We start from the raw sequence: 23406 nt of genomic DNA on the forward strand, positions 1-23406 counted from the left end.
TGAGACGTTACGAACACCACCTCTTCCGTAACAGAGCGCTAACGGTTCCTTCGATATGTCCATAAAGGACAGAGCGCGGCCGCCGCGAGACACAACCAGGCGAACACGTCACCGACATGGCCGTACACGGTCTGTGTTCGCGACTGAACCGGAAGATCCGCGACGAGCGTCTGCTGATCCGTGCGGTAGTAGTCGGCATGCCCGAGCACACGCCCTTGGCTGTCCACAGCTGTGGAATTCCCGTGGGTGGAGTGCCGGAAGAGCGCGTAACCGTTCTCCGCCGCGCGGAAGGTGGCCTTTTCCGCGTGCAGCGAGCCGAATCCCGGCCAGTCGTTGGCGGGGACGAGCATGAGCGAGGTTCCCTTGTCCGCGGCCTGGCGCATCAGGCCCGGGAAGTCCGCGTCGTAACAGATGACCATCGCGAGCCGTCCGTACGGCGAATCCGCGCCTGCGACGATGCCCGGACCGGGAGTCATCGGTTCCATCGGCGTGGGATGCGTCTTGTCGTAGGTCCACGACACCTCGCCGGTCGGCCCGACGAGCACGGCCAGGTTGCGGATGTAAGGCGCCTGCGCGGTGTAGAGCGCGTACGCGAGGCCGACGTGGATGCCCGCTTGTTTCGCTTCGGCGCCGACCCGGCTGAGCAGTGCCGCCTGATCGCGTTCCAGCACCCTGGCGTGCGTTTCCGGCCAGAGCACGATCTTCGCCCCCGCGGACGCCTGCTGCCGGGTCCTGGCCACGAGATCCTCGGTGACCGGGGCGAAGGCGGCGCCGACCGCGGCCGGATCCGCCGCGCCGACCTCCTGTGCTCGCCAATATTTCACCCCGATCCGCTCCAGCGCGTCGGAACTCGACCGGTCGGCCTCGGCCGAGGGACTGATCCCCGCGATCCGCACCGTCTTCGTCGTGGGAGCGTCGAACAGCAACCGCGCGCCACCGGCGGCGAACACCAGGCCGAGCAGGCAAACGTGGACGAGGACCGTGCGCTTGGCCCGCGGCCACCCCTCCGCCCAAACCGTGTTCGCGACCGAGGCGAACCACGCGAGGACGAAGGTGAGGCCGTATACGCCGGTCACGGACGCCGTCTGGAGCAGCGGCAGATTCCCGGACTGGGTGCTGCCGAGCGCGCCGAAATCCCCGAAGCCGGTGATCACCGTGAAGAGGTACTCGCCCGCGACGAGCGTCACCGGGAACACCAGCGTCCTCAACACCCCGGCACGGTCGGCGAGCAGGCGATCGGCCAGGAACGCCGTCGTCTGCAAAACCGCGAGCAGGGTGAACGTGAGCAGCGCGGAGAGCACGAACAGCAGGCCGGTGACACCGAGCCAGAAGAGTTGCCCGATCAGCAGGGACAAGCCCACCATCAGGATCGCGCGCCGCACGGGCACCTGACGGGCGTAGCGGAGCAGGAAGACGGGGAACACCCACGTTGCGAGCGGGACGTTCCAGTCGGTGTGGACGGCGAGCAGGAGCAGCGCTGTGCCCAGCCACCAGAGCAGCCGTGGTTTCATGCCGCGAACGGTAGGAAACCACGGCCGCCCCGACAGCGGACCTTGGGCAGCGAGTGCCCCTTACTTTCGTCAGGAAACGTGGTCCCGGTAGGCCGTGATGGTCTCCGCGAGCACTTCGCCACCGGGACGGCGCCAGAGATCGGCGTCGAACACCTCGACCTCGATCGGCCCGGTGTACCCGGCTGCCTCGACGCAGGCCTTCAGGTGCCGGTGGTCGATCGGGCCGTCACCGGGCAGCGCCCGGCCGAGCAGGGTGTCGGTCAGCGGCACCTTCTGGTCGCAGACGTGGAAGCCGGCGATCCGCCCGGCCGCCGCGGCGATCGACTCCTCGATCCGCGGATCCCACCACACGTGGAACTCGTCGACGATCACGCCGACCTGCTCGGCCGGATGTTCCAGCGCGATCGCCAGCGCCTGCTCCACAGTGGACAGGACGGAACGTTCGGCGCACTGCATGGGGTGCAGCGGTTCCAGACCGAGGCGGACCCCGCGCGCACCGGCGTACGGCGCCAGTTCGCCGACCGCGTCCGCGACCCGCTGCCGCGACGACGCCAGGTCGCCGTTCACCCCGCCCACGACCAGGACGAGGACGTCGGCGCCCAGCGCGGCGGCTTCGTCGATCGCCTCCCTGGTCTGCGCGACACCGTCCACAGGAGACCCTTCCGGGGTGACCCCGGTGAAGAAACCGCCACGGCACAACGACGACACGCCGACGTCGTACTCCTTGAGCAGCCGCGCGGTCTCTTCGACGCCGGTCTCGGCGACCTTGTCCCGCCACAGGCCGATCCAGCGGACCCCCGCCTCGGCGCAGCCCGCGACGGCTTCCGGCAGCGACCACGCCTTGGTGGTGATCTGGTTCAGGCTCAACCGGTCCATCAGGCCACCCCCGCCGCGGCCAGCAGCGGACGCATCCGCGCGACGGCGAGATCCGGGTCGGCGAGCGCCCCGGCGGCGTCGGCCAGGCGCAGCAGTTCGGCCAGATGCGTGATGGACCGGGCCGACTCGCGGCCGGCGACCATCCGGAAGTGCTCCTGGTGCCCGTTGAGGTAAGCGAGGAACACGACACCGGTCTTGTAGTTCCTGGTGGGTGCACGGAAGATGGCGCGGCTCAGCGCCACCGTCGGGTCCAGCAGGCCGTGGAAACCCGCTTTGTCGCCTTTGTCGAGCCGGGCGAGCGCGGCGCCGGCGACCTGCGCGACGGCGTCGAAAATGCCCAGAAGTGCTTCGCTGTGGCCCTGATCGTCCCCGGCGATCAGTTCCGGGTAGTTGAAGTCGTCGCCGGTGTAGCACTTGACGCCTTCGGGTAGCGCCCGGCGGAACTCGGTCTCGATCGACGCGTCGAGCACCGAGACCTTGACCCCGGCGATCACGTCGGCGTGCTCGGCACAGAGCCTGCCCAGTTCCTTGGCGGCCTCACGGACGTCACCGTGGCCCCAGTACCCCGCCAGTGCCGGGTCGAACTGCTCGCCCAGCCAGTGCAGCAGGACCGGACGGTCGGCGCCGGAGAGCAGTTTCCCGTACGCGGCATGGTAATCCGCGGGGCCGGACGCCGACGCGGCCAGCGCGCGGCTGGCCATCACGACCGGGATCGCCCCGGCCTCGCCGACCAGGTCGAGCTGTTCGCGCCAGGCGTCCACAATGGACTCGGCGGTGGTCTCCCCGTCGGGAAGCTGATCGGTGCCGACGCCCGCCACCCACGGCCGTCCGGCGGCGAGCGCCCCGGTGCGCCGGATGAGGTCCTTGGTGGTGTCCCAGTCCAGGCCCATCCCGCGCTGCGCGGTGTCCATCGCTTCGGCCACGCCGAGACCGCAGGACCACAGGTGCTCGCGGAAGGCGAGCGTGGTGTCCCAGTCCAGCACGGCGCCTTCTTCGGGATCGGCGGGGGCGAGCGGGTCGGCGACGACGTGTGCTGCCGCGTAAGCGATCCGGGAGGTCGGCGGCGAGGCCGGTTTCGCGGGCGTTTCCGCCCCTCGCGGCGTCCACTCCACCAGGCCGCCGTCGGCGGTGGGCAGGGCGATCAAGGTCATCGGGTCTCCGTGGCACGGGGTGAGAAAGCGCTTTCTCGTGCCACGTTAAGTCACCTCGTGGGCCGCACACAAGGGTTTCAGCGAGCGGGAGCGGCGGTGCTGCGACGCAGGACGACCTCGCCGGACATCCGCACCATCCGCGGCCGGGTGCCGGGGGCGGCCTTGAGTGCCAGGTCCATGGCCCGTTCGCCCAGCTTCTCCAGCGGCAGCGCGACCGTGCTCAGCGCCGGCGTGAGATCGCGCACTACCGGGATGTCGTCGAAACCGGCGATCGACATCTCGCCGGGGATGGAGACGCCGGCGTCGCGCAACGCCGACATCGCGCCGATTGCCATCACGTCGGTCACCGCGAACACGCAGGTCGGCCACTGTTTCCGCGGCCGGGCGAGTATCTTCTCCATCGCTTCGTAGCCGCCGTCGCGGGTGAACGCCGCCTCGGCGATGTCGTCCTCGGCCAGCTCGACGCCCTGCGCCAGCAGTTCCGCGGCGAAACCGTCGAGACGGTCTACGACGGTGGTCAGGCTCCTCGGCCCGGCGAGCGCGGCGAACCGGCGGTGCCCCATGCCGAGCAGTGCCTTCGCCAGTTCGGCGCCGCCGCCCCGGTTGTCGGGCTGGACGGTGTCCACTTTGAGCCCGCGGTGCCTGCTGACCGCGGCGACATGCCCGCCGCCGCGCCGGTACGGTTCGAGTTCGGCGGCCATCGCCTTTTCCCACGCCTTGTCTTCGAACGCGGAACCGATCAGCAGAATGGCCGACGCGCGCTGGGCACGCAGCGTCGAAACGTAGGCGACCTCCTTGGCCGGATCGCGGAACGTGCTCGCGAGCATCACCAGAAGATCGTTTTCACTCGCCACCCGCATGACCCCGCCGGCGATCGCGGCGAAATACGGATCGCCGACGTCGTGACAGATCACGCCTACGGTGGGCTGTGAGCCACCGGCCAATGCCTGAGCGTGAGCATTGGGGGTATAGGACAGGTCGGAGGCCGCGGCGATCACTCGTTCGCGGAGATCCCCTCGGACGGTGGCGGTGCCGTTGAGTACGCGGGACGCGGTCGCGAGCGAGACGTCCGCGGTGCGGGCCACATCTTCCAGCGTCACGTGGGGGCGGGCCTTCATCGATCCTCCAAGCTGGCGTTTGGGGCATAGTGGCGGACATGCTCGGCCTTTATCCGGAAATCGAACCTTACGTCCAAGGGATGTTGCCTGTCGGTGACGGCAACGAGATCTATTGGGAGGAATGCGGCGACCCCGATGGCAAGCCGGTGATCTTCCTGCACGGCGGCCCCGGAAGCGGTTCGAGCGCCAGACATCGCAGACTGTTCGATCCCGCGCGGTACCGGATCGTGCTTTTCGACCAGCGCGGCTGCGGGCGCAGCACGCCGAACTGCGCCACGCCGGAAGCGGATCTCATCGTCAACACGACGTGGCATCTGGTCGCCGACATCGAGCGGTTGCGCGAGCATCTCGACATCGAACACTGGATGGTGTTCGGCGGCTCGTGGGGGAGTGTGCTCGGGCTGACCTACGCCGAAACCCACCCCGGGCGGGTCACGGAACTCGTCCTCCGCGGCGTGGCCACCTTGCGGGTGAAGGAACTGCAATGGCTCTACGGCGGAGGAGCGGCGTACCTCTTTCCCGAGGCGTGGTCGCGGTTCCTGGCGCCGGTGCCGTTCTCGCGCCGTCAGGAGAACCTCATCGAGGTGTACCACGAACTGCTGAGCCATCCGGATCCCGCCGTGCACGGGCCCGCCGCGATCGCGTGGAGCCGCTGGGAGGGGGAAACGGTCAAACTGCGCCCGCGGGACGAGGTGATCGACGGGTTCACCGATCCCTCGTTCGCCCTCGCGATCGCGAGGATCGAGAACCACTACTTCCGCCACGGCGGCTGGCTGGCCGAGGACCAGCTGCTGCGCGACGCCGGGAAGCTCCGGGACATCCCGTGCGTTCTGGTCCAGGGACGCTACGACGTGGTCACCCCGGCCATCACCGCGTGGGAGCTCAGCCAGGTGCTGCCGACCGCGGAACTGAAGATGGTCGGCGACTCGGGTCACGCGTTCGACGAGCCCGGCACCCTGCACGAGTTGATCAGCGCGACCGACCGATTCGCGTCAGACTGGCAGGGCGCCGGTACACGCCAGGACGAGGAGAGGAACGCAGACATGCTTTTCGGTGACGAGCACGTCCGTCGCTACGAAGAGACCGACGGCGAGGTGGGCCACGACTGGGAGAAGGGCGCGCCCTGCCTCGTCCTCACCACCAAGGGCCGCAAGACCGGCGAGGACCGCAAGTTCGCGCTGATCTACCAGTTCGACGACGACGGCAACCCGGTGATCGTGGCGTCCAAGGGCGGCGCGCCGGAGGACCCGGGCTGGTACAAGAACCTGCAGGCCAACCCCGAGGTCAAGGCCCAGGTCAAGGCGGACAGGTTCACCGCGCGGGCCCGGACCCTGGAGGGTGAGGAGCGCGCGAAGCTGTGGGAGAAGCTCGCCGCCGTCTGGCCGGACTACAACGAGTACGCGAAGAAGACCGACCGTGAGATCCCCGTGGTGGTCCTCGAGCGCGTGTGATCCGCGCCGCGTTCGCGCGTGGTTTCAGCCGAACCGGGCCTGGTTCGGCTACGAATTACGTCCATGGTGCTGAGACCCCGTGAACGCTGGACCGCGCTGAGCCCCGTTTCGGGTGACCTGCTGACGTTCCGCCAGATGATCGCCTTCGGCCGGCGCTTCGCCCGCGCCGGCCGGGGCGCCTGGTACAGCCTCGCGATCAACGTCGTCTGGCCGTTCCTGGTGCTGTTCACCCGGTTCCGGGTGCGCGGCGGCGAGCACCTGCCCGCGTCGGGTGGCTTCCTGGTCGCGTCGAACCATCTGTCCTTCGCCGACCCGACGACCGTGACGGCGTACTGCCTCGCACACGGCCGCGTGCCGCGCTACCTGGCGAAGGCGAGTCTGTGGGACGCGCCCGTCATCGGCTCGGTCATGCGCTCCGGCAAGCACATCCCCGTCTACCGCGGGGCGGCCACCGCGTCGGACGCGTACCGCGACGCCGTCAAAGCCGTCCGTGAGGGTGAATGCGTCGCCATCTTCCCGGAAGCCACCTTCACGGATCACCCGGACGGGTGGCCCATGCGCGGCAAGACCGGAATCGCGCGGATCGCGCTGGAGACCGGGGTCCCGGTGATCCCGCTGGCGAACTGGGGCACGCACCACCTGCTGCCGTCCGACGCCGTGCTCCCGCGCGCCTTCCCACGCAAGACCGTGAACCTGGTCGCCGGTCCGCCGGTGGATCTCTCGGACCTCGTGACGCACACACCGTCGCGTGAGGTGCTGGAGGAGGCGACCGAACGGATCATGACCGCGGTGACCGACCTGCTGATCGGGATCCGCGGCTCCCGCCCTGAGTAGGCAGTCTCACCCTTCGGATCGTCCCGGTCAGGGGTAGGTTTCGAAGTATGAGCGCACATTATGACGTCGTTGTCCTGGGCGCCGGGGTCGGCGGTTACGTGGCCGCCATCCGGGCGTCGCAACTGGGGCTGAGCGCGGCGGTCGTGGAGGAGAAATACTGGGGCGGGGTCTGCCTCAACGTCGGGTGCATCCCGTCGAAGGCACTGCTGCGCAACGCCGAACTCGCGCACATCGTGACCAAAGAGGCGAAATCATTCGGGATCCAGGTCGAAGGCAAGGTCAGCTTCGACTACCAGGCCGCCTTCGACCGCAGCCGCAAGGTCGCGGACGGTCGCGTCAAGGGCGTGCACTTCCTGATGAAGAAGAACAAGATCACCGAATACGACGGGCACGGCACCTTCGTCGACGCCAACACCATCGAGGTCAACGGCGAGCGGGTCACCTTCGACAACTGCGTGATCGCCACCGGCGCCACCGCGCGCCTGTTGCCGGGAACCACGCGCAGCGACCGCGTGGTCACCTACGAACAGCAGATCATGGAAAACGAACTGCCGGAGAGCATCATCATCGCCGGCGCGGGCGCGATCGGCGTCGAATTCGCCTACGTGCTGCACAACTACGGCGTGAAGGTGACCATCGTCGAATACCTCGACCGCGTGGTCCCGCTCGAGGACGCCGAGGTCTCCGCCGAACTCGCGCGCCGCTACCGGAAGCTCGGCATCGAGGTGCTGACCTCCACCAAGGTCGAGACGATCGACGACACCGGCGAGCAGGTCTTGGTGACCGTGTCGAAGAACGGCGAGCAACGCGTCCTGGAAGCGGACAAGGTGTTGCAGGCCATCGGTTTCCAGCCGCGGGTCGAGGGCTACGGCCTGGACAAGACCGGCGTGGAACTGACCGACCGCGGCGCCATCGCCATCGACTCGCGCGGCCGCACCAACGTCCCGCACATCTTCGCGATCGGCGACGTCACCGCGAAACTGATGCTCGCGCACGCGTCCGAGTCCATGGGCGTCGTCGCCGCCGAAACCATCGCCGGCGCCGAGACCATGGAACTCGACTTCGTGATGATCCCGCGCGCGACCTACTGCCAGCCGCAGATCGCCAGCTTCGGCTGGACCGAAGAACAGGCCCGCGAAAAGGGCTTCGACGTCCAGGTGGCGAAGTTCCCCTTCACCGCCAACGGAAAGGCACACGGCCTCGGCGAGGCCGTCGGCTTCGTGAAGATCCTGAGCGACGGTGAACACGGCGAGCTGCTGGGCGCGCACCTGATCGGCCCCGAGGTGACCGAACTGCTGCCGGAGCTCACCTTGGCGCAGCAGTGGGACCTGACGGTGCACGAGATTTCGCGGAACGTGCACGCTCACCCGACTTTGGGGGAAGCGGTCAAGGAAGCCGTGCACGGTCTTGCCGGGCATATGATCAACATGTAAGCGCGAACCTGCCCTGACCTGCGGGTTCGCGGGTCAGGGCAGGTGTCAGGCCGTGGCCAGGCCGTCATGCGGCCTGGTCGCCGAGCGTGTCGTCGAAGAAGTCGTCGACGGCCTTCCGTGTCCGAGCGTGGCTACTCGGCAGCAGATGCGTGTACACCCGGAGCGTGAAGCCGGGGTCGGTGTGGCCGAGGTACTGAGACAGCGCCTTGATCGACTCGCCAGCGTCGAGCAGTACCGAGGCGTAGAGGTGCCGCAGCGCGTGCACGCCGTCCGCCCTAGTCGGCTTCTCCACCCCGGCGTCCTTGAGCGCGGGCAGCCAGAAGTTCACTCGGAACCACTCCGCCCGGAAGACCCGCCCGTACCCGTTGACCATGAGCAGGCGGACCGTGGTGGGTTCGCCGCCCGGATGCGACCAGGGGAGCGTGACTTCGGTCGCAGGGAACTCCTCCGCGTACTCGTCGAGGAGACCGAGCAGCTTCCGCCCGATCGGCACCTCACGTGACTTGCCGCCCTTGGGCGGAGCGAACACCGGTTTCCCGGCGACCACTCGCACCTGTCGGGTGATGTACGCCAGGTTCTTGCTCCGGTCGATGTCATCGAGCGAGAACCCGAACAGCTCACCCTTCCGCAGCCCCAGACCGGCCGGGACGTCGACAGCGGGCTTGTACCGCCTCGGAAGGTTGTCCCGCACGCCCCGAGCACGTTTGCGAGACCAGGGCACGACCTGATTGCGACTCGCCCTCGGACGCGAGATCACCTTGGACAGCGCCGGATTCTCCGAGATCTTCTTGTCCGCCATCGCGAAATTCAGGATCGACACCAGGTGCCCGAAGTAGAGCGCCCGCGACGTCTCCGAGGCTTCGGCATCTTGGAGCTTCCGTAACCACGTCTGGATGTGACTCGGTCGGATCGATCCGACCGCCTTCTTGCCGAAGTACGGAAGCAGGTGGACGTTGACGCGCGTCGCGAAGCGCTCCCGGCTGGTGTAGTCGACCGTCTGCGAGTCTAGCCAGCTCTGTGCGACGACCTCAAAGAGCACCAGGCCCGCGCGAGGGTCGATGTACTTGCCCTCGCGCTTGTCCGACTCCATCTCGATGAGGAAGTCTTCGGCGCGCTTCTTTTGCTTGTCCGGAAAGGACTTCGACCGCTCGCTACCATCCGGGTCGAGGTAGCGAACCTTGTACCGCATCCCGACGCCGTACAGTTCGGTCTTCTCCAGAACCGGCCGCCCCCGAGCGTTGAGCCGCAGGTTCCCCTTGGCGTCCTTGGCAGGTTTGTACCAGCGATCTTGGATGTGTCCCATCAGGCGGCCTCCTCGGCAACCCAGGCCCGGACCTTCGTCGGGTCATAGCGGAGGTGACGGCCGATCTTGCGTACCGGCGGCCCCTCGCCGAGCCATTTCCATTGGTAGAGCGTCTTCACTGGCACGCGGAGGTAGTCCGCGACGTCTTCGACTGACCACAGTGGATCGATGCTGTCCATGCCTTCCCCCTTAGGCCGCGAGTGGAGTTGCCGAAAGATCTGGCGGACTCTGCGCGGCTAGTAGTGCTTTGTCGTACTCGGCTTTCCAGGTGATGCGTTCGGCGATGGCGTGCATGACCAGGTGGTCCCGTGGTGGCACGGAGGGGTCGCCGGAGTCGACCTTGCGCCAGACCAGCCGAGCCGGATCGGGTGTTGGTTTCTCGATCCCCACGGCCGCCAGCGCTTCGATCACGAACGCCTTGCGGTCCGCTTTGTGGTCGACGAGCGTCTTGCCCGACCACTTGCGTGACACCAGCACCCGCCGACCGGGCAGGCCGAGCGTGGTCCGCCGATGCGCCCGCCCCTTGCAGTGCCCCGGAGCCGTCTTTCCGTTGGCGCCCTTGGGATTGATCCCGTACAGCAGCCATACCGCGCAGCGAGGCGAGCAGGGTGTCACGGACAGTTCCGCGTGCAGCCGGTCGTGGTGAGCCTTCTGCCGTGCGGTGTCGGCTTCGACGACTTCGCCGGTGGATTTGGTGAGGTACTTGGTCAGATAGCCGATGTGGCGTCCGGCCTCTTCCGAGCCGCCGAGGATGCCCTTGGAGTGGACCTGGCGGCCGAAGGTGACCACGTGCGCCGGGTCTTCCACGGCCTCTACCGCGTCGTCCCAGTCGGTCAGCGGTTCGCGGGTGTCGGGGTCGACGAACACCCTGCGGTCGCCGTCCCACAGCGGCAGCCGGTCGACGTAGACGACCTGGTCATGGTTGGGCCACCACACCTGGTGATAGGTCGCCTCCGTCACCTGCCGAATGACGTCATGCGGCACCGACCCCCGGATAGCTGCGTGCAGGTGCGGAGCCGCCCGCCGTTGAGGTTCGACGGTGGCGAAGTACTGCGCGTCCCAGCCGACGACCCGCCGGAGGTTCTGCCACCACCGGTCCACGAGCGCGGAGAAGTGGACCGCGTCCCGAGCGGCCCGCCGGTAGTCATAGGTCGACGGATCGACAGGAGCGCCGTCCGACCGAACAGGGCCGTAGGTGTCGCAGGTGAGCGTGACGAACATCGACGGCCGGAACCGCCCCGCATACTCCCGTCCGACCGTGGTCTTGGCGACCTTGCGCCGAGGCAGGTTTGGCGCGTCCTGCCGCCGCTTGGTCGAGCGCTTCACCGCCTTCTTCGCGGGCAGGTCGATCGACGGGAGACGGCCGCGCATCCCGAGTTGCCGAAGTTCCTCGTCGACGCCCTCGATCTCCGCCCGCAGCTCCTCGGCTTCGGCCTGGTTGGTCTCTTGACGGTAGGCGGCGACGAGGTCAGCCCGGAATGCCAGTAGTTCCGTCTGAACCTCACTCGGTGGCTCTGCGGTGAAGTCAGGTTCTTCGGCCATGTGCCAGCCCTCACGGCACTGAACCTGCCTGAGCGCTTTGGCCTTGCGAGCGCAGGGCAGGCACACCGATTCGACGGTGGAGCCACACGGGACAGGGACGTACCGGAGTTCTCCGGTGTCGGTGTCCCCAACCTCCATTGTGAACGGCCGGACACACACGCCGTGCTTCTCCGCCGTCGCTTTCACCACGTCCGAGGCCAGTGGTTCCCTCATCCGAGCGGCCCGGGTTTTGGCCGGCATGGTCACCGCGGCTTCATTGGTACTCATCAGGCGGCCACCTCCCCAGGCGTGTGCCACTGCCGCAGCACGAACACCGGCATCTCCTGCCGCATCCCCGCAGGCAAGTCCGGGAAGGTCGCGTCGTCGAACCAGACGCCGCCGTAGACGACGACCGGGATGCCGCAGGGAGTACGGCCGCTCAGCTCCAGATGCACAGACCCGCCATGCTCCGGACGCCACAGGGACGCCTTCACGTCTTCCAAGGAGTTGGCCCACGTGAGCAAGCTGCGAGCCACGTCCTCAAGCCGATGGGAGTCGAGTTGCACAGTGATCGGATCAGGCCCCACCCCAACCCGAACCGAGGCCGCCGGAGGAAGCGCGAACGAGTCGAGGTGATCGCGGATCGCGTCGAGGAAGACCATGAGCCGGTTCACGCCGCCACCCCCTCAGGACCGCGACGGGTGGCCAGGTCGACGACATGGGCGCCGCCGTTGGTCACGTAGGTCTCCAGCGCCTTGACCGTCTCGTCCGGCACCCAGCCAGCACGGACCCGCAGCGGTTCGCGGATGCCCTCGCCCCAGATGTAGCCGACGCCCGCAGCCGACTCCTCGATCCGGTTGGCCCACGCCCCGCGCTCGTACGCGCCATCACCGAGGACCATCCCGACGTGAGTCTTGGAAGTAACGCGCAGGCACACCCGCCGGGGGAACAGCTCCCGAACCGGAACGGTGTCTTTTGTCGGCTCTTGGACGTATCCGCGCACCGTGTAGCCCAGCGCCCGGCCCTGTGTGGTCAGGATCGCGACCCGTTCGACGATGGCTTCGCGGGTCTTGCGGTCGGTGTACTTGGTGAGCGCGCCGATCTCGTCGAACTCCAAGATCTCCAAGGGGTGATCGGTGGAGATCGGGACGTTGCGGGTGTGTCCGGCGAACTCGCGCTTGCGGGACTCAAGACCGCCGAGCAGGTCGTCCAGGACCTCGATCGCTTCCTTCCCCGCGACGCCATAGCGGGCGAAGATCCCCCGCCCGTAGGCCAGTTCCATCCCCTTCGGGTCGATCCCCGAGACGCGCACCGTCCCGGCCCGGATCGCCGAGGCGGCCGACACGAGTGGGGACCACATGACCGAGTTCTTCCCGGCCCCTGTGGCACCGGCGACGAGCATGTGCGCGCCCGGACCGGTCAAGGGCAGCCGCCAGTCCTTGCCGTACTCGGTCCGTCCGGCGAGCACCCGCCGCAGATCCACCGCGACGACGGCTGCCAGCTCGGGCAGCTCCGCACAGTCCACCGAAGCTTTGAGGAGGTCGCGGCGCTGGAAGTCGAGCGAGACGACGTTGGGTTCCAGCTCCCGCACCTGGCACCGCGTGACCTTGCGGGCAACGGCCAGTGCACGGGCGGCGTCGTCGAAGTCTTCCGGCTTCTGACCGGGCACGAGCCGGACGCGGACCTCGTCCCACGACGGCCCCGACTTCACGCCCAGCACCTTCGGGACCTGCACCGCAGCACCGCCGCCCGCAGTGCGCGAGACCGCCTTCCGGCGACGGCCGACCAGGTTCACGGTCACTTCCACCGGCACGGTGCCGTCAGAGATGGACAGACCGCAGGCGTGCAGCCAGCCCGGCAGTTTCCGGGCGTAGGTGAACCAGCGCAGCCACCACGCCCGCAGGAACCGGCCACAGCACCGGTCGAACGACACCACGTCGAGCAGCCGCCACAGCACCAGGACCACCGCGACCGAACCCACCGTTACGGCCAGCGACAGCCAGCCAAGCCACTGCCACCAGGCCACCAAGGCAAGGACGCCGAGACTGGTCCGCCAGTGTGTGAAGACTTGCTTTCCTAGCCACATCAACAACTTCACGGCCGACCATAAGGCGATGAAGACCACGGCAGCGGCGGCGAGGACTTCCGCGATCGTGGCGAGCGCGCGTCCGAGCTTGTGCAGCATCCACACCACCACACCGAGCACGCCGCCGCCGATAAGAAGGAAACCGATTCCGTTCGTGTTCATCGGCGACCACCGCCGGTCAGGTCTAGCGGGAGCATTCCCCGGCAGGGAGCACATTCGTTCTCACCGGGCAACAGCTTGGCGAACCGCTTACAGAGTGCGCAGCGCGTTCGGGTGACCCCGTCTAGCGCACGCTTGTTGCCATCGTTTAGCGTTGTCATTGTTCACTTCCAGAGGTTGTGGACAGCGCAGGAGCGGCAAGGTTGGTAGCCGGATTCCGCTTCTGCGCCTTACAGGACAAGAAGACCGCATGAGGACGTGTTTGTACGCCGCACGTCCCCGCGTGCGTTTTTGCTCTGTTGTTCAGTTTCTAGCTGGCTTGCGACTTCTCCTTCTGGATCTGGGCGGCCACCTCCTCGGCCTTCCGCTCCTCATAGCCGACCCAGTACTTGAGCTCGTGGTGGTGAGCGCGGTCCACATCGGACACGGCCTGATACATGCGCGCGTTCTCCTTGTGGAACTTCAACCACGTCGACCGGTTCGACCCAGGCCTCGGCCGACGAGCGGAAGCGACCAGGTGCGCGTCCTTGAGGGTCTGCGGCTCATTCCGGCCCGGAGTCGTCATTGCGCACCACCGCGTGCTTGCCGAGAAACACGGCCAGTTCGTCCGCGCTGTCGCGGATTTGGCGAAGGAGCCGGATGAACTCCGGCCACTCGGCCGGATCGGATGGCGGCAGAATCGCCAAGCTGTCCGGGTCCAGGTAGATCACCAAGGCCGGGTTCGCCGAACCATTGCCCTGCATTCCCGCGACCGCCTGCCGTCCCGGCTTCCACATCGCGTTGAACGCCACGGCTGTGCCCTTCCTCGCTGTAAGCGCGCAGCTCCCAAGATCGCGCGTTGTCCTCGAATCCCTCGGCCGCCGCCGTCACCGCTGCCAATACCCACCAGGGCAACTGGCCCTGAGTCGCTAGATCCCGCCACGCCGACGCCACCGCGAAGGAAGCGACGGCCATGTCATGCGCCGCCAGGGCATTCCCGCTCTGGGCAGTTCGCTGTGTCATCGCGCTGTAGTGGCGGTAAGCGGCTTCCCAGGCTTGGACCAGGTGCGGGGAAGCCACGGCAACCCGTTGGCTCCCCGGCGCCCCGCCCGTCATCACGCCGCCTTGGACGTTGACTCGGCAGCGGCGGAGGCCCGGCCCGACTTGGATCCGCCACCGCCCATCGCAGCCTTGAAGCCGGTCGCGCGGAACAGGTAGGACTGGTACTTGAACTCGCCCTGGCCCGCCACCTTCGGCTCAGCCGTCAGGCCCTCCAACTCGATCGGCCGCATACCCGGCAGGACCTCGGACGTAGCCGGAACGGGCTGAACGTCGGCCAGCAGCGTGATCTCGAACGAAGCGCGCTTCGCCTTCGTCTCGTCCGGGTCGGTCACGGTGGCCTTCCACTGACGCTTGCCCGTCACCTCGTCGACCCGCTGACGCGCCGGACGACCCGCAGCACGGTCTTCCCGCGACTGGTACTCGTTGTCCGGCGAGACCTCGCCGACCATCACGAGGCCCTGTCCGAACGCTTCGTCGAAGTCGATGGCGAAACGGTGTCCCTTGTAGATAGCCATGTCGTTAGTTCCCTTGCTTGTCTGTGTCTGTCGGCACTTCGTCGCCGTCTTTGCCCCTTGCGGCAGCCGCGCTCAGTGCGGCCTGTACCTCTGCGAGTTCTCTCCCCAGCACCGCTATCGCGTCGGAATCGACGAGCAGGACCACGGGGAACGCCTTGCCGAAACGGATCTCCGCCCGGTTGGCGTAGGTGAGCGCGCGGACGCGGATCGGCAGGTCTGCCGTGACGTGGATCTGGACCGTGTCGCGCATCGGGCGCTCAGATCACGAACCGGCGAGCTGTCCACGTTCCCGAGCTACGCGCGGACGCTGCCCGACTGGCGGTTGGAGTCGTCATGCCTGCCTCCCTCTTGGTGTCTCGGTGCTGGGGCGACTCCCCGGCAACCTGCACCTAATCTCCGCCAAAACGCGGGACGTGATCACCACCTGGCAGGACATCTAGGGACGTCCCTGGTACGGTCGAAGACGTCCCTAAAAGTCCCTAGGAGGGCGGATGCCGAACGAACGCCTGCGGGACGCCCTGCTGCGCAACGGCCTCACGCTGGAACAAGTCGCCGACGCCACCGGGGTCGATCAGAAGACCGTGGAACGGTGGATCACCAAGGGGCGGACGCCGTACCCGAAGCACCGTCACAAGATCGCCGCGATGGCGCGCGAGTCCGAGACCTATCTATGGCCGGACTCGGTGGCCCCGGAGCGCAAGGCCGAGACGGCTGCCGCCGAGGTCGTGCGCGTGTTCCCGCATCGCAACGCCATCCCCGTCGAGTTGTGGGACCGGCTGATCAAGGAAGCGTCGGGCACCGTCGAAGTTCTGGTCCACGCCGCGCTGTTCCTGGTGGAGCGCCCGCGGTTCATCAAGGACCTGACGGCAAAAGCCCAGGCCGGGGCCAAGATTCGGCTGATTTTCGGAGATCCAGAGGGGGAGAGTGTCGCTCTGCGCGGGGACGAGGAGCAGCTAGGCGACGGGACACTTGCGGCGCGTATCCGCAACGCACTGGCGTCTTACCGGCCGCTGATCGGGGTAGACGGGGTGGAGATGCGCTTCCACAACACCACGCTCTACAACTCGATCTTCCGCTTCGACGACGAAATGATCATCAACACGCACGTCTACGGCTTCCAGGGAGCCCACGCCCCATCCCTGCACCTCCGCCGACTATCCGCCGGGGACCTCTTCGAGACCTACTCGGAGAGCTTCGAAGCCGTCTGGAACCTCGCCAAACCCGCCACCTTCTAGGAGGCCACGCATGGCACGCGTCGACTACTACAACGACCCGAACGCCCCCAAGGCGAACAGCATCGCAGTAGCGGTATCCGCGTTCATCCAGGACGACGAAGGCCGCATCCTCATGATCCGGCGCACCGACAACGACCTGTACTCGATCCCTGGTGGACAGCTCGAACTCGGTGAGACCTTGGCGCAGGCCGCCGTGCGGGAGGTTCGCGAGGAGACCGGTATTGAGTGCGAGGTGACCGGGGTCATCGGCCTGTACTCGAACCCGAACCACGTCATCGCCTACGACGATGGTGAAGTGCGGCAGGAGTTCTCGATTTGCTTCCGTGCCACTATGACTGGAGGTGCTTTGCGCACGAGTTCTGAGAGTAAAGAAGTTCTCTGGATGAGTCCTTCCAAAATGGGAGAGGTTAATATTCACCCCTCCATATCGTTGCGCCTCAAGAATGCTTTGGAGCCGCATCCTGGACCGTACTTTAGCTAGGAATTCCCGGCTTCTTTGCGGTCAATATGAATTGAAGTTAATCATTCTCGTTGGTTCGCTTGAGGTGTCTGGCGAAGAACTTAGAAGATCAAGAAGCGCCTCTGCCTTGCGAATCAGTTCGTCAAAAGTGATGATCTGTACGTCATGCTGATTCTTTCTGTAAAACTCAAAGCTTCTCTTCTGGGTAACGTTTTCAAGCGAGCTTGAGGAGCCGATAATTAGAAGTAGCCTTGGGGCAAAGGCGCGAAACTCTGGATCGTCCTGATCTGCGATTTGCCTATAGGATTCACTTAGGGAGTAGCTGTACTGCCTGATTTGCTGTGTGGCGCCAGCTAGTTCTTTATCTATGTTGTAGACGCGGTTTCTGTACTCTTTCTTGGTGTACAGTAGTGGTGTCTTCGGTGTCTTTATCTCAACTATCAGGCAGTCGTCGCTGATTTCTCTGCGGTAAAGAAAGTCTGCCTCATTTCCCTTCTTCCTCGTGTAGTCCTTCCCTCCTACGTAAACCTTTTCTCCTACGATGACGACTGGGTCCGCGAAAACCTGACTGACCGCCCAGTTCTCTTCCTGTAGCAGCGTCTGCCATGCGCTCTCGTTGTCGCTGGACATGAGCGCCTTTGCGCGCTCAATAAATCGCTCAATACGGCTGATTCCAAGGGCTTTGTCGAGTGATGAAAGTACTTCGCCTGGTGATGACTTGAAGTATTTTGTTAGAACGTCCTCATCTTGTGCCGCAAACCAGTCGAAAGCGGCAGAAATAGACTCAGCAGAACTGGAACTCTGGAGTTTTTCGAGCGCTTGTGCCATTGGCTTCTCGGTATCGACAAGTAGGTATCGCCGTCTCCCGTTTCGAATTCCTCGTGCATCATGTAGATCGTATAGCGCCTGCAGGTACATGTATAATTTCGCTGTTTCCTCTGCGCTTAGTGCAAGTTTTACGCCTTCTCCGCTGTGTAGGCTTGCAAGATTGATTGCTGTCTCGGCCTCCCAGGCGTCCTCCGTCTTCTTTTTTTGGTAGGCGAAGGTTGCCTTTACTGGAGATTGTGGATCGTTCTCGTTGTCTACCAGAGTGGGTATAAAGACTAGGCGCGTGCGTTCACTTTGCCGAAGGGGTAAGGGGTGAACGTCAGCGCTAACGTTGGAAGTGGAGCGCACGGTTACATATTCTTCGGTCATCGATGCATCCGATTCCACGATCGTATCTAGTTGAACATTGCCGAACTTGGCTCTATGGGATCAAGGCGCGCCGCCGTCGGCGGCGCGCTGGTCACCTTGCGTCCGCGTCTCGCCTGCGGGCGCACCTTGCCCGACACGGCGGGCTGCCGCTCCGCTTCGCCCACCGGCCGGGCGGTGCGCCCGCTGAAGCCGTGGACAGGTGTAGCCGCCGCCAGCGGCGCGCATGTACGCCAAAGAGCACGTCGGCCTCCTCGCACAGACGATCGTGCTCAGAGGTCGCAAACGGCCTAACGGCTGTTACGCGGAGCCACCGCCCCGATGCCAGATCGTCACAACGGCCGCCACGACGCGTCAAGGCGGGAAAGCGTGCCTTGACTCGACGCGACGGCCGCGTGGATGGCTTCGTATCGGGGAGATGGGGGAGGAGTGGGCGAGTGCCAGGCCGTCTCCAGGCCGTCAGACGTCGGGTAGGGGTGAGAACACGCGAGAAGCGTCCAGCCCTGTCCGCGCAGGTCAGAGGTCAGAAGAAGCGATCATGCCCACGTCAGAAAAGCCGGGGACTCAAAAGATCAACATGTAGGTCCTCGTGAGTGTTTTGGGTCGTTGTGGCGAGCTTCCTCTTGGGTACGTACTGCGTGACCTGCGGCGTTTCTTGCGTGATGCCTGGTTTGAAGTTCATGAAGGTCCCCTTCCTGTACTTAGGCGCAAGGATGGGGTCTTTCACGTGCTGTCGCTGTGGCGCTGAGGCTCACGGTGGCGTTCCTGCCCGGCCGTGGCAGCGGGGCCGCCTCGGTCCGGGCTGAGGCGGGCCGGTGTGTCGTGAAGGGCCCCTTTGAGACCTTCAACGTCTCAAAGGGGCCCTTCACGACATCCCCACGACCGCGAAAGCTCACGTGAGCCTGACTGGGGTCCTTCACGGACCGGCCTGGCACCAACCGCAGCCGGAACCACATAGGTACCTAAGACACCCTTGGCTCTAACGACCCAAACACTCACGACCCCCCCGGCACTGTCCGCACCGGGCGAGCGCCAGGCCGTCCGACGTCGGTCGGGGCGAAAGTGTCCAGCCCTGCCGCGCAGGCCGGTGGCTATGAGCGGCGGTCATGCCTTGAGACGCTCAACGTCCCAAATCTTCCCCACTCAACGGCACGACCTGGATCAACGGAGGATTGGGGACGCTCAACGTCCCCAATCCTCCGTTGATCAAGCCAAGGCTCCCGACGATGTGGGAATCGGGACACTCAACGTCCCGATTCCCACATCGTCAACGCCAAAACGCTAAAGCGTGTGCGTGGCGATCAGCTGGCCGATGGCCCGGATGTCCGACCCGCGGAACTCCAGCCGCACGTTCCCCAGCCCGCTGAACCAGAGGTCCAGCTCGGCATCGAGGTCGAAGGTGCCCGCGGTTTCGATCGAGAAGGCCTGGATCCTGTTGTACGGCAGCGAAGTGAAGTCCTTCTTCTTGCCTGTCATGCCCTGGACGTTCACCGCGATCAGCCGCTTGTTCGTGAACACCACGAAGTCGCGCACCGCCTTGAACGAGGAGATGATCTGTTCGCCGGGGATGATGATCGGCTGCACCGTCGGCGCGATGTCCTTCGGTTTGCATGGCGTGAGCTTGAAGACGGTGTCCTTGGAGAAGTCAATCATGTAGTCCAACATACGGATGAACGCGACACGGGGACCCGTCCCCGGCGGGGTCCCGCATACTGCCCGGGTCCTGGAGGAGGCACGATGAAGCGGCTCACGACGACGCACGAGAGTTTGGCGCTCGGCGTGCCCCCGTCGGCTCCCGGCGCGGTGTTCGCTCTCGCGCTGGCGGGCGGGGTGTCCGTCGATCCCGGTGAGGGCGGCGAGATCTCCTTCGGGCGGAATCGGCCGCAGGTCGACGTGTGTGTGGGCGAGAACGACGTGCAGGTCAGCCGCAGGCACGGGCTGTTGAACTTCACCGGCGGGCGGTGGTGGGTCAGCAACACCGGCCAGTTGCCCATCCGGATGCCGAATTCCCGCTGGCTTTCCCGCGGCGAGGAGCCGATCCCCCTGTCGGACGGGTACACGCCGCTGTTCGTCCGCGGCTCGGGCAGGCGGGAGCATCTGCTCGAGTTGTACGTCGCCGGTCCCGACGGTGGGCAGCCCGCCACCCGGCACGACGACGTCACCGTGCCGCCCCGCCGCTGGCGCCTCAGCGCGGAAGAACGCCTGGTCCTGGTCGTCTTCGGGCAGCGTTATCTCCTGCACGACCTCAATCCGCAGCCGTTGTCCCGTCAGCAGACGGCCGAGATCCTCGCCGAACTCCGTCCTGGCGAGACATGGACCAGCCGCCGGGTCGAGCACGTCGTCATCGACGTCCGGGGGCGGTTGTCCGCCGGCGGAGTTTACGGTTTGCGGCGCGAAGAGGTCGGCGAACCGGTCGGCAACGCGTTGAACGACAACCTGTTGCGTGAGCTCGTGTTGTCCACGACGCTCGTCCCGCCGGACCTCGCCCTGCTCGACGCGCTCGACTGAGTGTCCATAGAGGACTGTCAGCTCACGCCTTCCATCGCCGCCTTCGCGACGTCGCTGCCCTTGTCCGCCTCGCCCGCGACCTTCACCAGTGCCGCGGTCGCTTGATCGCGGCTTTCCTCCGCCTTCACGCGTCCCGCCGAGGCCGCGTTCACGCCGAAGAAGGCACCCACCACGGTGCCGATCACCGTTCCCGCCGCGGTGATCACCGCCGTGACGTCCGACGTGTTCGGGTACCGCATGACCGCCGCCACCGCGATGACCGCGAGCGCGCCCAGCCCCGCAAGCACCGTCATGAATCCGTAGTTCTTGCCCATGGCCCGCTCCTTTCAGGCTCCACGCGCCATGCTTCGCCCGAACGCCGCCCTTCGTTACGGCAAAAGGCCGGACCGTTACCCGCCGATGTCGAAACGTACCTCGTGGTCCTGATCCGGCACTACGAATCGCACCAGCCGCACGCCCTCTTCGGCGATCGAATCCTGATCCCGCAAGGGTTTCGGTGATTCGATCGTCAGTGTCGCCCCTTTTATCGCCCAAATGGCCAGGAATTCACCATCGACGAGCAGGGTGCCCCGGCGGCCGCCGTTGCCCGGTGGCAGCGGCACGCGGCGACCGTCCGGGATCACCCGTACGCGGTCGGCGTGGGAGAGCAGGACGTTGTCGTATTCGGGCAGGAACCGGGGCGGCGCCGGGGTTTCCGGGTCGGGACGCGGTGCGTCGGGCAGGTCGAACAGTTCTTTGCCGTCGACGTCGGTGAAGGTCACCAGCTTGGGCCGCAGTCGCTCGAAGACCTCTTTCAAACGAGTCAGCCCCGACCAGACCTGCGCGTCGCGGACGGTCGCCGGACCGAACGCCTTGAGGTAGCGCAGCACCAGATCGTCGAGCGTGATGCCGCCGGTGATCGGTGCGCCGACCCACTCTTCGAGCAGGGCGAACGCGGCCGGACCGGTCTGGCCCCACAGGCCACGCGGGGTCACGTGCGCGAGGGGGAGAAGGCTCTGGATCGCGTAGGCGAGGGTGGTCGGGTCGGCGTCCGGCCACCGGTCCGCCAGCGCGGCGCGGATCTCGGCGCGCGTGCGGGGCCGCTCGGCCAGCAGGGCCCGCCCCGCTTCGGCGATCGCGGCGAGATCGAGTCCGGCGACCTCCCGCGAATAGTGGCCGAGGAAACCCCGCTCGACCACCGGTTTGATGGTGGGCCACAGCGCGAGGCCGTCCGAGGCCGTCACCAGGTGCACCGTGCCGCGCATCAACGTCGACCGGACGACCTCACGGGCGGCCAGCGGTTTCGCCAGCTCGTCCACTTCGAAATCCCGTAGCCGCGACCACAGACCGACGTAGGACGCGTCGGGCGCCTGCGCCTGGAGGCCGGCCAGCCGCTCGATCGCGGTGACGGCGGGCAGAACGGCGCGGTCGAGCAGGAGCTGCCTGGCCAGGGTCGCGCGGTTGAGGGCCCGGGGGTTCAGAAGTTCCATCGTCAGACGCGCTTTCGGTGGACGGCGAAGCGGAATGGCTTGATGTCGGTCATGGGGCTAGCTTAGGAACAATCGCGGAAAGGTTCGTTCCGCGATTGCGAACAAGGTGGGATCCATGACGGAAACTTCGGCGAGACTGCTGCGACTCCTGTCGTTGCTGCAGGCCAGACGACACTGGACGGGTCCGGAATTGGCGGAGCGGCTCGACGTCACGACCAGGACGATCCGGAACGATGTGGAGCGGCTACGCGGCTTGGGCTACCCGGTCGACGCGACTCCCGGTGTCTCCGGCGGGTACAGCCTGGGCGCCGGCGCGGCCATGCCGCCGCTGCTGCTCGACGACGAGGAGGCCGTCGCGGTGGCGATGAGTCTGCGCACGGCCGCGGGCGGCACGATCGCGGGAATCGAGGAGACGTCGGTCCGCGCGCTGGCGAAACTGGAGCAGGTGCTGCCGTCGCGGCTGCGGCGTCGTGTCGAAGCGCTGAATTCCGCGACGCTCGCGGTGCGGGGCGGTGGCCCCACGGTCGACGCCGAGGTGCTCTCGGTCATCGCCAACGCCTGCCGTGACCGCGAGACCCTGCGATTCGATTACGTGGGACACAACGGGTCCGAGACGCGGCGGCAGGTCGAGCCGCACCGCCTCGTACACATGAGCCGCCGGTGGTACCTCGTCGGCTGGGACGCCGACAGGCAGGACTGGCGCACGTTCCGCGCGGACCGCGTGCGGCCGCGTACGCCCAACGGACGACGTTTCGAGGAACGCGAACCACCCGAAGGCGGCGTGGTCGCGTACCTCCAGCGTGGTGTGGGCGCGGCGCTGTGGCGGCATCACGCGACGATCCGGCTGCACGCCCCGGCCGCCGAAGCCGCGGCGAAGGTGCCGCCCTCCGTCGTCGTCGAAGCCGTCGACGAGCGGACCTGCCTGCTCAAGGCGGGCGCGGACACGCTGGCGTATCTGGCGCTCTACCTGGGCATGCTCGACACGGACTTCGACGTCGTCGACTCCCCGGAATTCGCCGGGCACCTGCGCGAACTGATCGGCCGGTTCAGCCGCGCGGTGGACTCTTGACGTCGAAGACCAGGTCCGGGCGCTCCCAGGTGATCTTCGGCGGGCTGGGCGGCACGACCCCGACACGACGGGCGCCCATCCGCTCGTAGAACCCGGCGGCGGGCGGATGGGAGACGACGCGGATCTCGGTCATGCCCAGGTCCGCGGCCTGAATGAGCATATGCTCGACCAGCCACGCGCCGATGCCCGTGCCCTGCGCGGAATCGGCGACGAACAGCAGGTCCAGCTCGGCCGGGTACTCGATGAGGCTGTAGAAGCCGACCACGTCCCGCTGCGCGTGGGCGACGAACGCGGGATGCGTGGCGAGGTAGTCCTCGGTGACCCGGTAACCCTCGAGGATCGACGCGTACTCCCCTTGATAGGCGGCCGATTCGTGCATCAGCGCGGTCACCTTGACTGCGTCGGAAGCGCTTGCCCTGGAGATGCGGTAGCTCGTCACGAGCGCAGCTTAGAACGTCACACCGACAGTTCT

Annotated in this window: 25 protein-coding genes; 7 read left to right on the forward strand and 18 right to left on the reverse strand. The window is 66.4% G+C overall.

All coding sequences use genetic code 11. The features are described from left to right. Window positions 1-38: 38 nt before the first annotated feature. From DL990_RS28580 to DL990_RS28595, 4 genes are all read right to left on the reverse strand, one after another. The gene (locus DL990_RS28580; protein WP_125800477.1) at window positions 39-1511 is read right to left on the reverse strand and encodes a nitrilase-related carbon-nitrogen hydrolase; all 1473 of its coding nucleotides are present in this window, start codon (window positions 1509-1511) and stop codon (window positions 39-41) included. A 69-nt stretch (window positions 1512-1580) separates the two neighbouring features. Beyond that, complete coding sequence (locus tag DL990_RS28585) at window positions 1581-2387, reverse strand: sugar phosphate isomerase/epimerase (protein WP_125800478.1); 807 nt, start codon at window positions 2385-2387, stop codon at window positions 1581-1583. Then, complete coding sequence (locus DL990_RS28590) at window positions 2387-3538, reverse strand: dihydrodipicolinate synthase family protein (protein ID WP_199746632.1); 1152 nt, start codon at window positions 3536-3538, stop codon at window positions 2387-2389. Before DL990_RS28590 ends, DL990_RS28585 begins: the two co-directional genes overlap by 1 nt. Before the next feature lie 77 nt (window positions 3539-3615). Then, window positions 3616-4656: a LacI family DNA-binding transcriptional regulator gene (locus tag DL990_RS28595; RefSeq protein WP_125800479.1), complete on the reverse strand. Its 1041-nt coding sequence runs from the start codon at window positions 4654-4656 to the stop codon at window positions 3616-3618. Between the two features lie 38 nt (window positions 4657-4694). Here DL990_RS28595 and pip point away from each other — a divergent pair, with 38 nt between their 5' ends. The 3 genes from pip to lpdA all read left to right on the forward strand — a co-directional run bounded on the left by pip (window position 4695) and on the right by lpdA (window position 8374). Next, window positions 4695-6107, forward strand: a complete 1413-nt coding sequence (pip, locus tag DL990_RS28600) for a prolyl aminopeptidase (RefSeq protein ID WP_125788006.1) — start codon at window positions 4695-4697, stop codon at window positions 6105-6107. A gap of 63 nt (window positions 6108-6170) precedes the next feature. After that, a complete protein-coding gene (locus tag DL990_RS28605) occupies window positions 6171-6941 on the forward strand; it encodes a 1-acyl-sn-glycerol-3-phosphate acyltransferase (RefSeq protein WP_125788005.1) in 771 nt (256 codons plus the stop codon). 47 nt (window positions 6942-6988) lie between these two features. Next, window positions 6989-8374, forward strand: coding sequence for a dihydrolipoyl dehydrogenase (gene lpdA / locus DL990_RS28610; protein ID WP_125800480.1), 1386 nt, complete (start codon window positions 6989-6991; stop codon window positions 8372-8374). A gap of 64 nt (window positions 8375-8438) precedes the next feature. Here lpdA and DL990_RS28615 read toward each other — a convergent pair whose 3' ends face one another. The 9 genes from DL990_RS28615 to DL990_RS28655 all read right to left on the reverse strand — a co-directional run bounded on the left by DL990_RS28615 (window position 8439) and on the right by DL990_RS28655 (window position 15249). Next, window positions 8439-9677 carry a site-specific integrase gene (locus DL990_RS28615; RefSeq protein WP_125800481.1) on the reverse strand — a complete coding sequence of 413 codons (1239 nt, stop codon included), beginning with the start codon at window positions 9675-9677 and terminating at the stop codon, window positions 8439-8441. Beyond that, window positions 9677-9856 (reverse strand): helix-turn-helix domain-containing protein, encoded by a 180-nt coding sequence (locus DL990_RS28620; protein WP_007033922.1) that lies wholly within the window; start codon window positions 9854-9856, stop codon window positions 9677-9679. Before DL990_RS28620 ends, DL990_RS28615 begins: the two co-directional genes overlap by 1 nt. Before the next feature lie 10 nt (window positions 9857-9866). After that, window positions 9867-11486, reverse strand: coding sequence for a replication initiator (locus DL990_RS28625; RefSeq protein WP_125800482.1), 1620 nt, complete (start codon window positions 11484-11486; stop codon window positions 9867-9869). Beyond that, window positions 11486-11872 (reverse strand): hypothetical protein, encoded by a 387-nt coding sequence (locus DL990_RS42480; RefSeq protein WP_125800483.1) that lies wholly within the window; start codon window positions 11870-11872, stop codon window positions 11486-11488. Before DL990_RS42480 ends, DL990_RS28625 begins: the two co-directional genes overlap by 1 nt. Then, window positions 11869-13446 (reverse strand): FtsK/SpoIIIE domain-containing protein, encoded by a 1578-nt coding sequence (locus DL990_RS28635; protein ID WP_125800484.1) that lies wholly within the window; start codon window positions 13444-13446, stop codon window positions 11869-11871. The genes DL990_RS42480 and DL990_RS28635 overlap by 4 nt, the downstream gene beginning before the upstream one ends. 307 nt (window positions 13447-13753) lie before the next feature. Then, complete coding sequence (locus DL990_RS42330; RefSeq protein ID WP_125800485.1) at window positions 13754-14008, reverse strand: AMED_5909 family protein; 255 nt, start codon at window positions 14006-14008, stop codon at window positions 13754-13756. Next, window positions 13986-14234 carry a hypothetical protein gene (locus tag DL990_RS28645; RefSeq protein WP_125800486.1) on the reverse strand — a complete coding sequence of 83 codons (249 nt, stop codon included), beginning with the start codon at window positions 14232-14234 and terminating at the stop codon, window positions 13986-13988. The genes DL990_RS42330 and DL990_RS28645 overlap by 23 nt, the downstream gene beginning before the upstream one ends. A gap of 303 nt (window positions 14235-14537) precedes the next feature. After that, window positions 14538-14999: a hypothetical protein gene (locus DL990_RS28650; protein WP_125800487.1), complete on the reverse strand. Its 462-nt coding sequence runs from the start codon at window positions 14997-14999 to the stop codon at window positions 14538-14540. Between the two features lie 4 nt (window positions 15000-15003). After that, window positions 15004-15249, reverse strand: a complete 246-nt coding sequence (locus DL990_RS28655) for a hypothetical protein (RefSeq protein ID WP_125800488.1) — start codon at window positions 15247-15249, stop codon at window positions 15004-15006. Window positions 15250-15490: 241 nt separating this feature from the next. Between DL990_RS28655 and DL990_RS28660 the strand changes: the two genes are divergently transcribed. Then, window positions 15491-16234 carry a DUF5919 domain-containing protein gene (locus tag DL990_RS28660; RefSeq protein WP_125800489.1) on the forward strand — a complete coding sequence of 248 codons (744 nt, stop codon included), beginning with the start codon at window positions 15491-15493 and terminating at the stop codon, window positions 16232-16234. 10 nt (window positions 16235-16244) lie between these two features. Next, the gene (locus DL990_RS28665) at window positions 16245-16715 is read left to right on the forward strand and encodes an NUDIX hydrolase (protein ID WP_125800490.1); all 471 of its coding nucleotides are present in this window, start codon (window positions 16245-16247) and stop codon (window positions 16713-16715) included. A 21-nt stretch (window positions 16716-16736) separates the two neighbouring features. Here the strand turns inward: DL990_RS28665 and DL990_RS28670 are convergent, their stop codons facing one another. After that, the gene (locus tag DL990_RS28670; RefSeq protein WP_125800491.1) at window positions 16737-17891 is read right to left on the reverse strand and encodes a Shedu immune nuclease family protein; all 1155 of its coding nucleotides are present in this window, start codon (window positions 17889-17891) and stop codon (window positions 16737-16739) included. A 1278-nt stretch (window positions 17892-19169) separates the two neighbouring features. Further along, entirely contained in the window at window positions 19170-19541 is a 372-nt protein-coding gene (locus DL990_RS28675) for a PH domain-containing protein (RefSeq protein WP_125787591.1), read from the reverse strand. Window positions 19542-19625: 84 nt separating this feature from the next. On the opposite strand from DL990_RS28675, the gene DL990_RS28680 reads away from it, so the two are divergent. Then, the gene (locus tag DL990_RS28680; RefSeq protein WP_125787590.1) at window positions 19626-20396 is read left to right on the forward strand and encodes an FHA domain-containing protein; all 771 of its coding nucleotides are present in this window, start codon (window positions 19626-19628) and stop codon (window positions 20394-20396) included. A gap of 17 nt (window positions 20397-20413) precedes the next feature. Here the strand turns inward: DL990_RS28680 and DL990_RS28685 are convergent, their stop codons facing one another. Together DL990_RS28685 and DL990_RS28690 are read right to left on the reverse strand one after the other, a co-directional pair. Continuing rightward, the gene (locus DL990_RS28685) at window positions 20414-20710 is read right to left on the reverse strand and encodes a hypothetical protein (protein WP_125787589.1); all 297 of its coding nucleotides are present in this window, start codon (window positions 20708-20710) and stop codon (window positions 20414-20416) included. Between the two features lie 75 nt (window positions 20711-20785). Further along, window positions 20786-21865, reverse strand: a complete 1080-nt coding sequence (locus tag DL990_RS28690) for a winged helix DNA-binding domain-containing protein (RefSeq protein WP_199746633.1) — start codon at window positions 21863-21865, stop codon at window positions 20786-20788. 115 nt (window positions 21866-21980) lie between these two features. Here DL990_RS28690 and DL990_RS28695 point away from each other — a divergent pair, with 115 nt between their 5' ends. Next, window positions 21981-22934: a YafY family protein gene (locus DL990_RS28695; protein ID WP_125800493.1), complete on the forward strand. Its 954-nt coding sequence runs from the start codon at window positions 21981-21983 to the stop codon at window positions 22932-22934. Here DL990_RS28695 and DL990_RS28700 read toward each other — a convergent pair. Continuing rightward, entirely contained in the window at window positions 22912-23373 is a 462-nt protein-coding gene (locus DL990_RS28700; RefSeq protein ID WP_125800494.1) for a GNAT family N-acetyltransferase, read from the reverse strand. The two genes, DL990_RS28695 and DL990_RS28700, sit on opposite strands and share 23 nt — an antisense overlap. Between the last annotated feature and the right edge of the window lie 33 nt (window positions 23374-23406).

The organism is Amycolatopsis sp. WAC 01416 (assembly GCF_003947485.1).
Taxonomy (GTDB): domain Bacteria; phylum Actinomycetota; class Actinomycetes; order Mycobacteriales; family Pseudonocardiaceae; genus Amycolatopsis.

Excerpts from the sequence above, each read along its gene's own strand:
- DL990_RS28580 (WP_125800477.1), bottom strand. The coding sequence starts at position 1,511 with ATGAAACCACGGCTGCTCTGGTGGCTGGGCACAGCGCTGCTCCTGCTC.
- DL990_RS28585 (WP_125800478.1), bottom strand. The coding sequence starts at position 2,387 with ATGGACCGGTTGAGCCTGAACCAGATCACCACCAAGGCGTGGTCGCTG.
- DL990_RS28590 (WP_199746632.1), bottom strand. The coding sequence starts at position 3,538 with ATGACCTTGATCGCCCTGCCCACCGCCGACGGCGGCCTGGTGGAGTGG.
- DL990_RS28595 (WP_125800479.1), bottom strand. The coding sequence starts at position 4,656 with ATGAAGGCCCGCCCCCACGTGACGCTGGAAGATGTGGCCCGCACCGCG.
- pip (WP_125788006.1), top strand. The coding sequence starts at position 4,695 with ATGCTCGGCCTTTATCCGGAAATCGAACCTTACGTCCAAGGGATGTTG.
- DL990_RS28605 (WP_125788005.1), top strand. The coding sequence starts at position 6,171 with ATGGTGCTGAGACCCCGTGAACGCTGGACCGCGCTGAGCCCCGTTTCG.
- lpdA (WP_125800480.1), top strand. The coding sequence starts at position 6,989 with ATGAGCGCACATTATGACGTCGTTGTCCTGGGCGCCGGGGTCGGCGGT.
- DL990_RS28615 (WP_125800481.1), bottom strand. The coding sequence starts at position 9,677 with ATGGGACACATCCAAGATCGCTGGTACAAACCTGCCAAGGACGCCAAG.
- DL990_RS28620 (WP_007033922.1), bottom strand. The coding sequence starts at position 9,856 with ATGGACAGCATCGATCCACTGTGGTCAGTCGAAGACGTCGCGGACTAC.
- DL990_RS28625 (WP_125800482.1), bottom strand. The coding sequence starts at position 11,486 with ATGAGTACCAATGAAGCCGCGGTGACCATGCCGGCCAAAACCCGGGCC.
- DL990_RS28635 (WP_125800484.1), bottom strand. The coding sequence starts at position 13,446 with ATGAACACGAACGGAATCGGTTTCCTTCTTATCGGCGGCGGCGTGCTC.
- DL990_RS42330 (WP_125800485.1), bottom strand. The coding sequence starts at position 14,008 with ATGACGACTCCGGGCCGGAATGAGCCGCAGACCCTCAAGGACGCGCAC.
- DL990_RS28650 (WP_125800487.1), bottom strand. The coding sequence starts at position 14,999 with ATGGCTATCTACAAGGGACACCGTTTCGCCATCGACTTCGACGAAGCG.
- DL990_RS28655 (WP_125800488.1), bottom strand. The coding sequence starts at position 15,249 with ATGCGCGACACGGTCCAGATCCACGTCACGGCAGACCTGCCGATCCGC.
- DL990_RS28660 (WP_125800489.1), top strand. The coding sequence starts at position 15,491 with ATGCCGAACGAACGCCTGCGGGACGCCCTGCTGCGCAACGGCCTCACG.
- DL990_RS28665 (WP_125800490.1), top strand. The coding sequence starts at position 16,245 with ATGGCACGCGTCGACTACTACAACGACCCGAACGCCCCCAAGGCGAAC.
- DL990_RS28670 (WP_125800491.1), bottom strand. The coding sequence starts at position 17,891 with ATGACCGAAGAATATGTAACCGTGCGCTCCACTTCCAACGTTAGCGCT.
- DL990_RS28675 (WP_125787591.1), bottom strand. The coding sequence starts at position 19,541 with ATGATTGACTTCTCCAAGGACACCGTCTTCAAGCTCACGCCATGCAAA.
- DL990_RS28680 (WP_125787590.1), top strand. The coding sequence starts at position 19,626 with ATGAAGCGGCTCACGACGACGCACGAGAGTTTGGCGCTCGGCGTGCCC.
- DL990_RS28685 (WP_125787589.1), bottom strand. The coding sequence starts at position 20,710 with ATGGGCAAGAACTACGGATTCATGACGGTGCTTGCGGGGCTGGGCGCG.
- DL990_RS28690 (WP_199746633.1), bottom strand. The coding sequence starts at position 21,865 with ATGGAACTTCTGAACCCCCGGGCCCTCAACCGCGCGACCCTGGCCAGG.
- DL990_RS28695 (WP_125800493.1), top strand. The coding sequence starts at position 21,981 with ATGACGGAAACTTCGGCGAGACTGCTGCGACTCCTGTCGTTGCTGCAG.